We start from the raw sequence: 12,573 nt of genomic DNA, 5'->3' as shown, positions 1-12,573 counted from the left end.
ATGAGCATCCACGCCCGCATCGCCGAACTCGGCATCACCCTGCCTGAGCCCGCCAAGCCGGTCGCCAGCTACGTCTCCTATGTCCAGTCGGGCAACCAGGTCCTGATCTCGGGCCAGCTGTCGAACGACGCCAACGGCGGCATCAAGGGCACCGTCGGCGTCGACGTGACCCCGGAACAGGCCGCCGAGGCCGCCCGCCTGTGCGGCATCAACCTGCTGGCCCAGATCAACGCCGCCGTCGACGGCGACCTGGACCGCGTCGTCCGCATCGTCAAGCTGGGCGGCTTCGTCCAGGCCGGCCCGGACTTCATCGCCATCCCGGCCGTCATCAACGGCTGCTCGGACCTGATGGTCCAGGTCTTCGGCGACGCGGGCAAGCACGCCCGTTCGGCCGTCGGCGTCTACAAGCTGCCGCTCGGCTTCGCCGTGGAAATCGACGCCATCATCGAGGTGAAGTGAGCTTCACGCTTCAGGTCAACGACGGGATCGCCTCGATAGGTCGGGAGGCGTGGGACGCCTGCGCGGCCCCGACCGGCGATCCCTTCGTCTCCTACGACTTCCTGCACGCCTGCGAGGCGTCCGGCAGCGCCGTCCCGTCCCAGGGCTGGGCGGCGCGCCACCTGTCCCTGCACGACGAAGACGGGGCCGTGATCGGCGTCATGCCCCTCTATCTAAAGGGGCACAGTCAGGGCGAATACGTCTTTGACCACAGCTGGGCTGACGCCTGGCAGCGCGCCGGCGGGCGCTACTACCCCAAGCTTCTGGGCGCCGTGCCCTTTACGCCTGCGACCGGACCGCGCTTTCTGAACGCGCCTGACACCGACGCCGCGACCGTGCGCGAGGCCCTGCTGCAAGGCGCGCTGACCCTGGTCGAGCGCCTCGGCGTCTCGTCCCTGCACGTCAACTTCCCGAACGAGCCGGAATGGCGCGCCATGAGCGAGGCGGGCCTGCTGCCCCGCCGCGACATCCAGTTCATCTGGCGCAACGACGGCTATCAGAGCTTCGACGACTTCCTGGCCGCCCTGTCGTCCAATCGGAGGAAGACCATCCGGCGCGAACGGCGCGACGCCCAGGCCGGGCTCGACATTCGCGTCCTGACCGGCGCCGACATCACCGAGGCCCACTGGGACGCCTTCTTCGCCTTCTATATGGACACCGGCGACCGCAAATGGGGCCGCCCCTACCTGACGCGCGACTTCTTCGCCCGCGTCGGCGCGACCATGGCCGACCGGATCGCCCTGGTCATGGCATTCAGGGACGGCACGCCCATCGCCGGCGCCCTGAACTTCATTGGCCGCGATGCCCTCTATGGCCGTCAGTGGGGCGCGCTGGAGGAGGTCCCGTTCCTCCATTTCGAGCTCTGCTATTATCAGGCCATCGACTTCGCCATTGCACGCGGCCTGTCCCGCGTCGAGGCGGGCGCCCAGGGCGAGCACAAGATCGCGCGCGGCTACCTGCCCTCCCCGGTCTATTCCGCCCACTGGATCGCCGACCCAGCGCTGCGTGACCCCGTCGCCCGCTACCTCGACAACGAACGCCCGGCGGTCGAGGCCGAGATGGCGGCGATGACGGCGGACCTCTCGCCCTATCGCGCTCGCTGACAGGTCGTCGCATCGCCAAGTTCAACGGAACTTGCTGCGTCGCAATACGCTTCCTTTGTGAGTCTCCTCCTCACATCCAGGGATCACCATGACCGATCAACGTATCGAAGGCGTCGCGACGGAACTGCAGGGTAAGGCCCAGAATGGCCTCGGCCGCCTGACCGGCGACAGCAAGCTGCAAGTCGAAGGCAAGCTGAACGAGGTCAAGGGCAAGGCGCTCGACGCCTACGGCCGTGTCATCGACGGCCTGGACGGCATGGTCGACAAGGCCCCCGCAGACCTGCGCGACCCGGCCCGCAAGGGTCTAGACTTCGCCCGCCGCAAACCTCTGCTGACCACCGGCATCATCGCCGGCGCGGCCATGCTGTTGGGCGCTCTGGGTCGTCGCCGCTAAAAGCCGTACCCAAGGCGAACAAAAAAGGCCCGGGCGCTATGCCCGGGCCTTTCTCATTGGGCCTGATCAAAATCAGGCCGTTTCCTCTTCCTCCTCCTTCACCGCCGCGCCCTTGGCGGGGGTGATGTCGAAGGCGATCTTGCCGTCCTTCAGCTCGACCTTGACGTGTCCACCGCGGGTCAGGCGACCGAACAGGATGTCGTCGGCCAGCGGCTTCTTGATGTGTTCCTGAATGACGCGGGCCAGAGGCCGTGCGCCATACAGTTCGTCGAAGCCGTTCTTGGCCAGCCAGTCGGTGGCTTCGTCCGTCAGTTCGATGGTGATGTTGCGATCCGCCAGCTGGGCCTCCAGTTGCATCACGAACTTCGTCACCACCGAGCGGATCGTCTCGGCGCCCAGCGGTTTGAAGGCCACGATGGCGTCCAGACGATTGCGGAACTCCGGCGCGAACAGACGCTGGATGGCCTTGTCGTCCTCGCCCTCGACCTTGCCCCGGCCAAAGCCGATGGAGGCGCGGGCATTGTCGGCGGCCCCGGCGTTGGTGGTCATGATCAGGATGACGTTCCTGAAATCGACCTTCTTGCCGATGGCGTCGGTCAGGACGCCGTTGTCCATCACCTGCAGCAGGATGTTGTAGACGTCGGGGTGGGCCTTCTCGATCTCGTCCAGCAGCACCACCGAGTGCGGATGCTGATCAACGGCGTCAGTCAGCAGCCCGCCCTGGTCATGGCCGACATAGCCCGGAGGGGCGCCGATCAGCCGGCTGACCGTGTGACGCTCCATGTATTCCGACATGTCGAAGCGCTGCATCTCAATGCCGAGCGTGGCGGCGAGTTGCTTGGCCACCTCGGTCTTGCCGACGCCCGTCGGGCCGCTAAACAGGAAGGCGCCGATGGGCTTGTTCGGATCTCGCAAACCCGCCCGCGCCAGCTTCATCGCCGAGGAGACCTGATCGATGGCCTGTTCCTGGCCATAGACCGTCCGCTTCAGATCGGATTCCAGCTCGCGCAGGGATTCCGTGTCCGACTTCGAGACCGACTTCGGCGGGATGCGGGCCATCTTGGCGATAACGGCTTCGACCTCCTTCTGACCGATGACCTTCTTGCGCTTGGATTCTGACAGCAGCATCTGCGACGCCCCCGCCTCGTCGATCACGTCGATGGCCTTGTCCGGCAGCTTGCGGTCGGTGATGTAGCGCGCCGACAGGTCGACCGCCGTGCGGATGGCGGCGTCGGTGTAGCGCAGCTTGTGGTGGGTCTCGTAGGTCGTCTTCAGACCCTTGAGGATCTTCACCGTATCCTCGATCGTCGGCTCGTTGACGTCGATCTTCTGGAAACGACGCACCAGGGCGCGGTCCTTCTCGAAGTGCTGGCGATACTCCTTGTAGGTGGTCGAGCCCATGCAGCGCAGGCTGCCCGAGGCCAGGGCCGGCTTCAGCAGGTTGGAGGCGTCCATCGCTCCCCCCGACGTGGCCCCGGCGCCGATCACCGTGTGGATTTCGTCGATGAACAGGACCGCGTTCTCGTGCGTCTCCAGTTCCTTGACGACCTGTTTCAGCCGCTCCTCGAAGTCGCCGCGATAGCGGGTGCCGGCCAGCAGCGCCCCCATGTCGAGCGAGTAGATGGTGGCGTCCTTCAGAACGTCGGGCACCTCGCCGTTGACGATCTTGCGGGCCAGGCCCTCGGCGATGGCCGTCTTGCCGACGCCGGGGTCGCCGACCAGCAGAGGGTTGTTCTTGGTCCGGCGGCACAGGATCTGGATCGAGCGTTCGACCTCGGCATGACGGCCGATCAGGGGGTCGATCTTGCCCTTGCGGGCCTTCTCGTTCAGGTCGATGCAATAGGCTTCCAGCGCCTCTCCACCGGATTTGACGGCGGCGGCGTCCTCCGCCTCTTCGGGCGAGCCCTTGGCGGGACGGGTCTCGGTCGCGCCCGGCTTCTTGGCGATGCCGTGGGCGATGAAGTTGACCGCGTCATAGCGGGTCATGTCCTGCTCTTGCAGGAAGTAGGCGGCGTGGCTTTCGCGCTCCGAGAAGATGGCGACCAGGACATTGGCGCCCGTCACCTCTTCGCGGCCCGACGACTGGACATGGATGACCGCGCGCTGGATCACGCGCTGGAAGCCCGCCGTCGGCTTGGCGTCGTCGCCGTCGGCCGTGGCCAGGGCGGCCAGGTCGTTGTCGACATAGAGGGTCAGCGCGGTTTTCAGCGCAGCGAGATCCACATTGCAGGCCGTCATGACCGCCGACGCATCCGTGTCGTCGATCAGGGCCAGCAGCAGGTGTTCAAGCGTGGCGTACTCGTGCCGACGCTCGTTCGCATAGCTGACCGCGCGGTGCAGGGTCTCTTCGAGAGGACGAGAAAAGGAGGGCATGGGAAGGATCCTCTCAGTCTTTTTCCATCGTGCATTGCAGAGGATGCTGGTGACGGCGCGCCGTCTCGACCACCTGGGCGACCTTGGTCTCGGCCACTTCGTAGGTGAAGACGCCGCACACCCCGACGCCATGCTGGTGCACATGCAGCATGATGCGGGTCGCGTCTTCGCGGCTCTTCTGGAAGAACCGCTCCAGCACATAGATGACGAACTCCATCGGCGTGTAGTCGTCATTCAGGATCAGCACTCGATAGAGCGAGGGCCGCTGAAGCTTCGGCTTTGTTTCGGTGACGACGGCGGCGCCACCGCCTCCGCCTTGTTCACCTGGCCGTCTCGTAGGCATTCGTTGTCCGTCTTCGGGGGGAGTCGATAGCTCAGATAGGCAATGATGGCCTGATTTGTAGGGGCGTCCAGTCACAGCCTTCGTGAGCGGCCCAGCTAAACAAAGATTCACGGGACATCGGCTGCGGGCCGCCGCACCAATGCACCTCGGTTTCGCCGCTGCTGGACGCCTCCATGACCCTGATCGCCGGACTTATCGCCGCACTGATCCAGACAACCGCCCCTGCGGTCGTGATCCCGGATGAGGCGAGGCTGGCCCCCATCATCGCCGAGCGCGACGCGGCCCTGTTCACCACCATGTTCGACCGTTGCGATCCAGACGCCTTGGCCGATCTGGTGACGGACGATCTCGAGTTCTACCACGACCGAGGCGGGCTGACGGCGACACGGACCGCCTTCGTCGCGGACTACGCCAAGGGCTGCGAAGCAAGAAAGGCGCCCGACGCCTGGCGCTCGCGTCGCGAACTCGTGCCCGGCACGATGAAGGTTTACGCCATCCCCGGCGTCGGCGCCGTCGAGGAGGCCAGCCACCTCTTCTATGAGCGTCAGGGCGACGGGCCGGAAACCCTGGTCGGCCGCGCCCGCTTCTCCATGCTGTGGCGACTGGAGGACGGCCGCTGGCGTCTGGCTCGCGCCTTCAGCATCGACCACGCCGCCGTATCGAATGAGGCGCACTGAACCCCGGACGCAAAAAGACCCCGGCGTTTCCGCCAGGGCCTGATTGTACGCTACTGAAGGTTCAGATCGCTTAGCGGGCGGCCTGGAAGCTCTCGACGGTCGCGGTGACGCGCTCGTTGATCGGCTTGAAGCTGTCCTTCACCGAGGCGGTGAAGATCTCGGTCGCCTTGCCGAACTGGGCCAGATAGGCCTCGGCGGCCGACTTGGCCCACGAGGTCTGCAGTTCGACCAGTTCCTGCACCGAACGCGCCTGGCTCAGCGACTGGGCGGCGGCGACGCCGTCTTCCCAGCTCTTCTTCGAGAAGGCGAGCGTCTCTTGCGACAGGGCCTCGGCGCCCTTCTGGGCGGCGGCGGCCGACTCGACGACGGCTTCGAGGTTCTTCTTGCCGTGCGCGTTCAGCTCGGTCAGCGAGGCGACGGACTTGTCCACGCCTTCGCGGAAGGCCTTGGCGCCCGCAGCTTGAATATTCTCTGCCTGGGCCTTGGCCTTGGCGGTCGTCTGTTCAACGGTCTTCTTAACAGTCTCGGCGGCGTCGGCCATTGGGACTCTCCTGAAGCGATAAAGGGTCTCGCGACGAACGGCGTTCATTGCGACAGGGGTCATATGGTGCAAGTGCGAAAAGACTTCAAGTGAAAATTGTGCGACGCAACATAGAGAGGTCGACCACCTCCCTATGGCCACGCCGATCACAACTCCGTTGACGGCTTGTTAACCCTCTCGAAACCCACGCGGCCGATGTTAGCTTTTGTAAAGCGCGATGATCGGGGTCGTCTTCGCGCCACAGTGACAAGGCTAGTAGATTGACCATGAACGCTGCATTCCGCCGTCGCTTCCTGGCCGCCCTGGTTCTGGGGGGCCTTGTCCTGACGCCCGCGCTCGGCGCGCCGCCGCCCGTGGCCCAGTCTGCCGATAATTCGCGCTACGCCTCCATTGTGGTCGACGCTGCTTCGGGCGAGGTGCTGTTCTCGCGCTTCGCCGACGCCCGGCGCTATCCCGCCTCGATCACCAAGGTGATGACCCTCTACCTGACGTTCGAGGCGCTGGAATCCGGCAAGGTCAAGCTGACCGACACCCTAACCGTCTCGCCGCGCGCCGCCTCGCAGCCGCCGTCCAAACTGGGTCTGGCCGCCGGTCAGTCGATCAGCCTCGACGACGCCATGCGCGCCACGGCCGTCCGCAGCGCCAACGACATGGCCGTGGTTCTGGCCGAGCACATCGGCGGCTCGGAAGCGCAATTCACCGCCCGGATGACCGCCAAGGCCAAGGAATTGGGTATGGACCACACCCGGTTCACCACCGCCAACGGCCTGCCCGACACGCGGCAGGCGACCACCGCCCGCGACCTGTCGATCCTGAGCCGCGCGGTGATGCGCGACTATCCGCAGTATTATCGCTACCTCGGCTTGCACGAATGGTATTTCAACGGTCGCGATTACCGGAACACCAATGGTCTGCTGGCCACCGGACGCGGCTATGACGGCATCAAGACCGGCTTCACCAACGCCTCGGGCTACAACCTCGCCGCCTCCTCGGTGCGCGACGGCAAGCGGATCATCACCATCGTCATGGGCGGGCGCTCGACCGCCAGCCGCAACGCCCACGTGGCCGAACTGATGGACACCGGCTTCGAAGTCCAGCGCCGCCGCAGCCAGGGCGAACGCATCCAGGTGGCCCAGACCTTCTTCGAACAGCGCGGATACGGCATCAGCGCTGATCCCAATCCGCCGGTCGAATACGCCTCGGCCTCGGACGAGGATGGCGAAGGCGTCGGCGCGACCGCCGTGGCCTATGTCGCCGGTCCCCCGCCCGCCGCCCTGCCGACCCAGGTCACGCCGCCGCCCTCGGCGCGCGCCGCGGCTCCCCGCACCCCCGCGCCGGTCCAGCGCGCCGAGGCCGCGCGCACGCCGGAAACCCTGACCGCCTCGCTGAACGGCGGCGCCGCATCGAGCAACCGCCGCGCCGCCGCGCCCGCGCGCACGCCGACACGCGAAGCCGCCCGCGCGCCCGCTGGCCGCTGGACCGTTCAGGTCGGCGCCTTCCGCGATGAAGCCGTCGCTCGCAACTGGCTGAACGATGTCAGCCGCCGCTTCAGCACCCAGTTCACCTCAGCCCAGCGCGACGTTCAGAACGCCGACGGCTGGTATCGTTCGCGCTTCACCGGCATGACTGAAGCCGCCGCTCAGGCCGCCTGCGAAGCCCTGGGCGAGCGTCGTGTCACCTGCATGGTCATCCGCCCCAGCTAAGGGCTTTCGGCCGGCGCCTTATCGACCTTGGCCGTTGTTCCAGCCGCCCTCGGCCAATCGACGCGCATAGTCGCGCACGTCCGTCGGCCAGTTCTGGATCGCCTCGTCAAAGGCGGTCCCGTCGCCGGCGAACAGCATCCGTGTCGCCTCCTCATAGCCGGGCTGATCCCCTGCCAAGGCTGTCATGAAGCGATAGGCGGCCTCGCGGATGCGGCGCACGCGGTCCGGCCCCTCGGCCTCGCGCAGGGCGTTCTCGACCAGCTTCCGCAACGCCACCGACGCCCCGCCCGGCTGCGCCGCCAACCAGTCCCAGTGCCGCGGCAACAGGGTCACTTCGCGCGCCGTCACCCCCAGCCTGGGCCGCCCAGGACCGCGCTTCTCGACAGGCTGCGACGGCAACCGCGCCATGACGTCGGCCAGATCGCCGCGCAGGTCGAACTCCACCGGCCGGGCGTCGGCGTCGTCAAAGATCAGCACCGGCTCGCCCGCGTCATGCGCCGCCTTCACAGCCGCCAAGACAGCAGACAGGGGGCCCGAAGCGATCAGGCGATTTCCGGCAAAGGCGGTGCAGCTGGCGGTCGTCATCTTCGCTCCTTGAACAGCGCCAAGGATTTATCCGGGCAATATCAACGCGTCAATATTACCCGGATTTATTCAGCGCGCGCGCTCGCCCTCGCCGAACAGGGAGGCGGCGATCCAACTGACCACGCCCGTCACGATGGCGGCGCCGATGCCGGCCCACAATCCATTGACTGCGAATCCGCCCAGGAACCAGGCCGTCAGCCCGATCATCGCCGCGTTCACCACCAGCAGGAACAGGCCCAGGGTCACGATGGTCAGCGGCAGGGTCAGGATGACCATGATCGGCCGCACTATGGCGTTGACGAGGCCCAGGATTACGGCTGCCGCCACCAAAGACCCGGTCGAGGTGAAATCCACCCCCGGCACGACCCTGGCGGCCAGCCACAGCCCCAGGGCGGTAACGACGGCCTGAACGATGAAACGCAGCATGCAAGACGATCTCCGTGAACCTTGACCATATAGTGCGCCAGATCACGTTTCGCTCCCGTGCGAAATTCGCCCTGCCCTGCTAGCCTTGCTCCGACCTCTCTGACGGAGCCCCCCCATGAGCCTTCACGGCGCCTACGACCCCGACAACATCTTCGCCAGAATCCTGCGCGGCGAGATTCCCAGCGTGAAGGTGTGGGAAGACGACGACGTCCTGGCCTTCATGGATGTCTTCCCCCAGTCCGAAGGTCATGTCCTCGTGGTGTCCAAGACCTCGCAGGCGCGCAACCTGCTCGAGATCGAGCCCGAGGTCCTGACCACGCTGACCGCCGCCGTCCAGCGCACCGCCCGCGCGGTGGAAAAGGCGCTGAAGCCCGACGGTCTCAGCCTGATGCAGTTCAACGGCGAAGCGGGCGGCCAGACCGTCTTCCACCTGCATTTCCACATCATCCCGCGCTGGGCGGACCGCGCGCTCAAGGGCCACGGCCACGCTCCCATGGCCGACACCGAACAGCTCAGGGCCCTGGCCGCCCGGATCGCCGCCGAACTGGACTGAGCTACAGCGGGCCCTTGAAGATGAAGAAGGCCCCGCCCGCGATCAGCGAGAAGCCGACCAGATGGTTCAGGGTCAGCTTCTCGCCGAGGTAGAGCACCGAGAAGACAGCGAACACCAGCAGGGTGATCACCTCCTGCATGGTCTTCAGCTCGGCCGCCGAATAGACCTGATGGCCAATGCGGTTGGCGGGCACGGCCAGGCAGTATTCGAAGAAGGCGATGCCCCAGCTCAGGATCACCACGATCCACAAGGGTTTGGCTCCGAATTTCAGGTGGCCATACCAGGCGAAGGTCATGAAGACGTTCGACAGGGCCAGCAAAAGGATCGGCGTGAGATAGGGCGTCATCGGCATGTGCGGACTGTGCTTGCGTCTGAGAGATTCCGCCAGCATAAGGCGCGCAACGCCGGTTTAGCTCAGTTGGTAGAGCGCCAGTTTTGTAAACTGGATGTCGCGGGTTCGATTCCTGCAACCGGCACCATTTCTTCGGCCGCCTCCCTCCATGACCGAGACGACCAACAAGCTGGGCCACAAGATCGGGACGCGCGGGGCGCGGACTCGCCGGGCCATTCTCGACGCCCTGCGCGGCCTGCTGAACCACAAGCATCTGGGCGAGATTCGCGCCGCCGACGTGGCGCTGGCGGCGGGCGTGTCCGCGCCGACCTTCTACACCTACTTCAGGTCCGTCGAGGAAGGCCTGCTGGTCCTGTGCGAAGAGGCCGGTGAGGACTTCCAGCGTCTGGCCAAACATATCCACGCCGACTGGACCGGGGACCGCGCCTTCGAGGCCGTGCGCGCCTATGTGCTGGAAGTTCTGGCCCTGTGGGGCGACCACGGCCCGGTGCTGCGTGTCGAGCACATGCTGGCCGACAAGGGCGAGCCTGAGTTTGCCGAGAGCCGCATCAAGCGGATGCGTCGCCTACACCTGGCGCTGGAACGCCGCATCGCTCAAGCCAAGGCCGGCGGGGCCCATCCCGATGGCCTGAGCCCGCGCCTGACCTCTTACGAGACCGCCAATCTGGTGGAATCCGTCGCCGCTGGCTTCGCCCTGATGCGCCGCGCCGACACCGCCGAGGCCATTGTCGACACGACGGCGCATATCGTGGTCAAGCTGACTACCGGCAGATAGGCCCGAATTACGCCTTCGGAACGAACAGGCGCGCCCTGCAATCTGGATCCCGGCCTTCGCGGGGATGAGCGACAGCGGGGTGTTTAGCCCCCGCCCAGCGCCACGGCCGTGTGATAGACGATGAAGGCCGCCAGATAGGCCAGACCGAACATATAGCCGACCATGATCAGGGTCCATTTCATCGAGCCCGTCTCGCGACGCACGACGCCGATGGTCGGCAGGCACTGGGGCGCGAAGACATACCAGGCCAGGAAGGCCAGACCCGTGGCCAGCGACCAGTTGGCGGACAGGACCGAGGCCAGGGCGCCGACGTTCTCTTCGGCGCCGGCGACGGCATAGACCGTGCCCAGAACCGCCACGGCGACTTCGCGTGCGGCCATGCCGGGGACCAGAGCCACCACCATCTGCCAGTTGAAACCGATGGGGGCGAAGATGGGCTCCAGCGCCTTGCCGATCATGCCGGCGAAGGAATAGTCGATGGCCGGTCCCGTCGCGCCTTCCGGCGGATAGGGGAAGGTCGACAGCGCCCAGACGATGATCATCAGGGGCAGGATGATCTTGCCCGCGCGACGCAGGAATATCTTGGCGCGCAGCCACAGATTGAACAGCACGCTCTTGATGTCGGGCATCTTGTAGGCGGGCAGCTCCATCATGAAAGGCTCGACCGCCCCTCGCCAGAAGACCCTGCGCACCACTAGCGAGACCAGCAGCGCGCTGATGATGCCGCTGGCGTAGAGGCCGAACATGACCAGACCCTGCAGGCTGAAGAAGCCCCAGACCGTCTCATTCGGGATGAAGGCGCCGATGATCAGGACATAGACCGGAATGCGCGCCGAGCAGGTCATCAGCGGCGCGATCAGGATGGTGGTCAGGCGGTCGCGCTTGGCCTCGATCACCCGCGTCGCCATGATGCCGGGAATGGCGCAGGCGAAGCTGGACAGCAGGGGAATGAAGGCGCGGCCATGCAACCCCGCCCCGCCCATGATCTTGTCCATCAGGAAGGCCGCGCGGGCCATGTAGCCGAAATCTTCCAGCACGATGATGAAGAAGAAGATGATCAAAATCTGCGGCAGGAAGACCAGCACGCTGCCGACCCCGCCGATCAGACCGTCGACGATCAGGCTTTGCAGCAGACCATCCGGCAGCACCGCCGCCACCCAGCCGCCCACCAGCGCGAAGAAGGCCTCGATGCCGTCCATGGCGGGCGTGGCCCAGGTGAAGACGGCCTGGAACATGAGGAACAGCACGCCCATCAGGATGAGCAGACCGGCGACCGGGTGCAGCAGCACGCTGTCGATCTTGCCGGTCAGGGTGTCGGGGCGCTCAGGCGGGCGGACGCAGGCCTTGACGATCCGCTCGGCCTCGCGATGCGCGGCGCGGATTTCGGCGGGGGACGGCGCGTGCCAGTCGTTGTGGCTCTCGCCCACCGCCAGATCGGCCTGTCCTTGCGCGGCGGCGACCAGTTCGGCGATGCCGCGCTTGCGCGTGGCGACCGTGGTGATCACCGGCGCGCCGATCTCGGCCGACAGCTTCTCCAGGTCGATGCGCAGGCCCTGACGCTGGGCGATGTCGTACATGTTGAGGGCCAGCACCATCGGCCGCCCGACCTGCTTCAGCTCCAGCGCCAGACGCAACACCAGCCTCAGGTTGGTGGCGTCGGCGACGCAGACCACCACGTCCGGCGGGCTCTCGCCCGGCAGGGCGCCCAGGACGGCGTCGCGGGTGACTTCCTCATCCAGACTGCGCGCGCGCAGCGAATAGGTGCCCGGCAAATCCAGCACCGACAGGGTGCGGCCGTCAGCGGCGGTAATCCGCCCTTCCTTGCGCTCGACGGTGACGCCCGCGTAGTTGGCGACCTTCTGGTGGGCGCCCGTCAGGGCGTTGAACAGGGCGGTCTTGCCGCTGTTGGGATTGCCGACGAGAGCGATACGGGCGGTGCGAACGGCCATGTCCATCAGACAGCCTCCCCGTCCAGAAGAATGGTCAGACTGGCCGCCTCCTGCCGACGCAGGGCCACGCGCATGTCATCCACCCTGATGGCGATGGGATCGCGACCAAACAGACCCTCGTGCAGCAGTTCGACGCGCGCGCCCTCGACGAAGCCCAGCTCCAGCAAGCGCCGCTCCAGCTCGATCTCGTGATCCTGATGGTGACAATGCGTGCCGACCTGAACGATGACGCCGCGGTCGCCGCGACGGGCCTGGCTGAGTTTGATGGTGTCGGTCATGGCGCTCATTACGACGGCGCCTT

General features: G+C 66.1%; 15 protein-coding genes and 1 tRNA gene. 8 read left to right on the top strand and 8 right to left on the bottom strand.

What is annotated here, in order from left to right; genetic code table 11:
* The 3 genes from P0Y52_04475 to P0Y52_04465 all read left to right on the top strand — a co-directional run bounded on the left by P0Y52_04475 (position 1) and on the right by P0Y52_04465 (position 1,995).
* Entirely contained in the window at positions 1-459 is a 459-nt protein-coding gene (locus P0Y52_04475; GenBank protein ID WEK58792.1) for a RidA family protein, read from the top strand.
* The gene (locus P0Y52_04470) at positions 456-1,601 is read left to right on the top strand and encodes a GNAT family N-acetyltransferase (GenBank protein ID WEK58791.1); all 1,146 of its coding nucleotides are present in this window, start codon (positions 456-458) and stop codon (positions 1,599-1,601) included. Before P0Y52_04475 ends, P0Y52_04470 begins: the two co-directional genes overlap by 4 nt.
* A gap of 88 nt (positions 1,602-1,689) precedes the next feature.
* Positions 1,690-1,995 carry a CsbD family protein gene (locus P0Y52_04465; GenBank protein ID WEK58790.1) on the top strand — a complete coding sequence of 102 codons (306 nt, stop codon included), beginning with the start codon at positions 1,690-1,692 and terminating at the stop codon, positions 1,993-1,995.
* Between the two features lie 72 nt (positions 1,996-2,067).
* Here the strand turns inward: P0Y52_04465 and clpA are convergent, their stop codons facing one another.
* Positions 2,068-4,368, bottom strand: a complete 2,301-nt coding sequence (gene clpA / locus P0Y52_04460) for an ATP-dependent Clp protease ATP-binding subunit ClpA (GenBank protein ID WEK58789.1) — start codon at positions 4,366-4,368, stop codon at positions 2,068-2,070.
* A 13-nt stretch (positions 4,369-4,381) separates the two neighbouring features.
* A complete protein-coding gene (gene clpS / locus P0Y52_04455; protein WEK58788.1) occupies positions 4,382-4,711 on the bottom strand; it encodes an ATP-dependent Clp protease adapter ClpS in 330 nt (109 codons plus the stop codon).
* Between the two features lie 173 nt (positions 4,712-4,884).
* On the opposite strand from clpS, the gene P0Y52_04450 reads away from it, so the two are divergent.
* A complete protein-coding gene (locus P0Y52_04450; GenBank protein WEK58787.1) occupies positions 4,885-5,388 on the top strand; it encodes a nuclear transport factor 2 family protein in 504 nt (167 codons plus the stop codon).
* A gap of 70 nt (positions 5,389-5,458) precedes the next feature.
* Here P0Y52_04450 and phaP read toward each other — a convergent pair whose 3' ends face one another.
* The gene (gene phaP, locus P0Y52_04445; protein WEK58786.1) at positions 5,459-5,929 is read right to left on the bottom strand and encodes a TIGR01841 family phasin; all 471 of its coding nucleotides are present in this window, start codon (positions 5,927-5,929) and stop codon (positions 5,459-5,461) included.
* 266 nt (positions 5,930-6,195) lie between these two features.
* Between phaP and P0Y52_04440 the strand changes: the two genes are divergently transcribed.
* Positions 6,196-7,632 (top strand): D-alanyl-D-alanine carboxypeptidase, encoded by a 1,437-nt coding sequence (locus P0Y52_04440; GenBank protein ID WEK58785.1) that lies wholly within the window; start codon positions 6,196-6,198, stop codon positions 7,630-7,632.
* 18 nt (positions 7,633-7,650) lie between these two features.
* Here the strand turns inward: P0Y52_04440 and P0Y52_04435 are convergent, their stop codons facing one another.
* Entirely contained in the window at positions 7,651-8,217 is a 567-nt protein-coding gene (locus P0Y52_04435) for a DUF2239 family protein (protein ID WEK58784.1), read from the bottom strand.
* A 69-nt stretch (positions 8,218-8,286) separates the two neighbouring features.
* Positions 8,287-8,643 (bottom strand): phage holin family protein, encoded by a 357-nt coding sequence (locus P0Y52_04430; GenBank protein WEK58783.1) that lies wholly within the window; start codon positions 8,641-8,643, stop codon positions 8,287-8,289.
* 115 nt (positions 8,644-8,758) lie between these two features.
* Here P0Y52_04430 and P0Y52_04425 point away from each other — a divergent pair, with 115 nt between their 5' ends.
* A complete protein-coding gene (locus tag P0Y52_04425; protein ID WEK58782.1) occupies positions 8,759-9,196 on the top strand; it encodes an HIT family protein in 438 nt (145 codons plus the stop codon).
* Position 9,197: 1 nt separating this feature from the next.
* On the opposite strand, the gene P0Y52_04420 is transcribed toward P0Y52_04425, so the two are convergent.
* Positions 9,198-9,548, bottom strand: coding sequence for a DMT family protein (locus tag P0Y52_04420; GenBank protein ID WEK58781.1), 351 nt, complete (start codon positions 9,546-9,548; stop codon positions 9,198-9,200).
* Between the two features lie 51 nt (positions 9,549-9,599).
* Here P0Y52_04420 and P0Y52_04415 point away from each other — a divergent pair.
* Positions 9,600-9,675, top strand: a tRNA-Thr gene (locus P0Y52_04415).
* A 21-nt stretch (positions 9,676-9,696) separates the two neighbouring features.
* On the top strand, positions 9,697-10,323 hold the full coding sequence (locus tag P0Y52_04410) for a TetR/AcrR family transcriptional regulator (GenBank protein WEK58780.1): 627 nt from the start codon (positions 9,697-9,699) through the stop codon (positions 10,321-10,323).
* A gap of 83 nt (positions 10,324-10,406) precedes the next feature.
* Here P0Y52_04410 and P0Y52_04405 read toward each other — a convergent pair whose 3' ends face one another.
* Both P0Y52_04405 and P0Y52_04400 read right to left on the bottom strand, forming a co-directional pair.
* Positions 10,407-12,278, bottom strand: coding sequence for a ferrous iron transporter B (locus P0Y52_04405; GenBank protein WEK58779.1), 1,872 nt, complete (start codon positions 12,276-12,278; stop codon positions 10,407-10,409).
* Positions 12,278-12,550, bottom strand: coding sequence for a FeoA family protein (locus P0Y52_04400; protein WEK59445.1), 273 nt, complete (start codon positions 12,548-12,550; stop codon positions 12,278-12,280). Before P0Y52_04400 ends, P0Y52_04405 begins: the two co-directional genes overlap by 1 nt.
* Positions 12,551-12,573 lie beyond the last annotated feature (23 nt).

Origin of the sequence: Candidatus Brevundimonas phytovorans, assembly GCA_029203145.1 — a bacterium.
GTDB classification, from domain to species: Bacteria; Pseudomonadota; Alphaproteobacteria; order Caulobacterales; family Caulobacteraceae; genus Brevundimonas; species Brevundimonas phytovorans.
The sequence above is the reverse complement of the archived record's forward strand: the minus strand, read 5'-3'. Positions and strand labels throughout refer to the sequence as shown.

Excerpts from the sequence above, each read along its gene's own strand:
- P0Y52_04410 (WEK58780.1), top strand. The coding sequence starts at position 9,697 with ATGACCGAGACGACCAACAAGCTGGGCCACAAGATCGGGACGCGCGGG.
- P0Y52_04435 (WEK58784.1), bottom strand. The coding sequence starts at position 8,217 with ATGACGACCGCCAGCTGCACCGCCTTTGCCGGAAATCGCCTGATCGCT.
- P0Y52_04475 (WEK58792.1), top strand. The coding sequence starts at position 1 with ATGAGCATCCACGCCCGCATCGCCGAACTCGGCATCACCCTGCCTGAG.
- P0Y52_04450 (WEK58787.1), top strand. The coding sequence starts at position 4,885 with ATGACCCTGATCGCCGGACTTATCGCCGCACTGATCCAGACAACCGCC.
- P0Y52_04440 (WEK58785.1), top strand. The coding sequence starts at position 6,196 with ATGAACGCTGCATTCCGCCGTCGCTTCCTGGCCGCCCTGGTTCTGGGG.
- phaP (WEK58786.1), bottom strand. The coding sequence starts at position 5,929 with ATGGCCGACGCCGCCGAGACTGTTAAGAAGACCGTTGAACAGACGACC.
- clpS (WEK58788.1), bottom strand. The coding sequence starts at position 4,711 with ATGCCTACGAGACGGCCAGGTGAACAAGGCGGAGGCGGTGGCGCCGCC.
- P0Y52_04400 (WEK59445.1), bottom strand. The coding sequence starts at position 12,550 with ATGACCGACACCATCAAACTCAGCCAGGCCCGTCGCGGCGACCGCGGC.
- clpA (WEK58789.1), bottom strand. The coding sequence starts at position 4,368 with ATGCCCTCCTTTTCTCGTCCTCTCGAAGAGACCCTGCACCGCGCGGTC.
- P0Y52_04420 (WEK58781.1), bottom strand. The coding sequence starts at position 9,548 with ATGCCGATGACGCCCTATCTCACGCCGATCCTTTTGCTGGCCCTGTCG.
- P0Y52_04430 (WEK58783.1), bottom strand. The coding sequence starts at position 8,643 with ATGCTGCGTTTCATCGTTCAGGCCGTCGTTACCGCCCTGGGGCTGTGG.
- P0Y52_04465 (WEK58790.1), top strand. The coding sequence starts at position 1,690 with ATGACCGATCAACGTATCGAAGGCGTCGCGACGGAACTGCAGGGTAAG.
- P0Y52_04425 (WEK58782.1), top strand. The coding sequence starts at position 8,759 with ATGAGCCTTCACGGCGCCTACGACCCCGACAACATCTTCGCCAGAATC.
- P0Y52_04405 (WEK58779.1), bottom strand. The coding sequence starts at position 12,278 with ATGGACATGGCCGTTCGCACCGCCCGTATCGCTCTCGTCGGCAATCCC.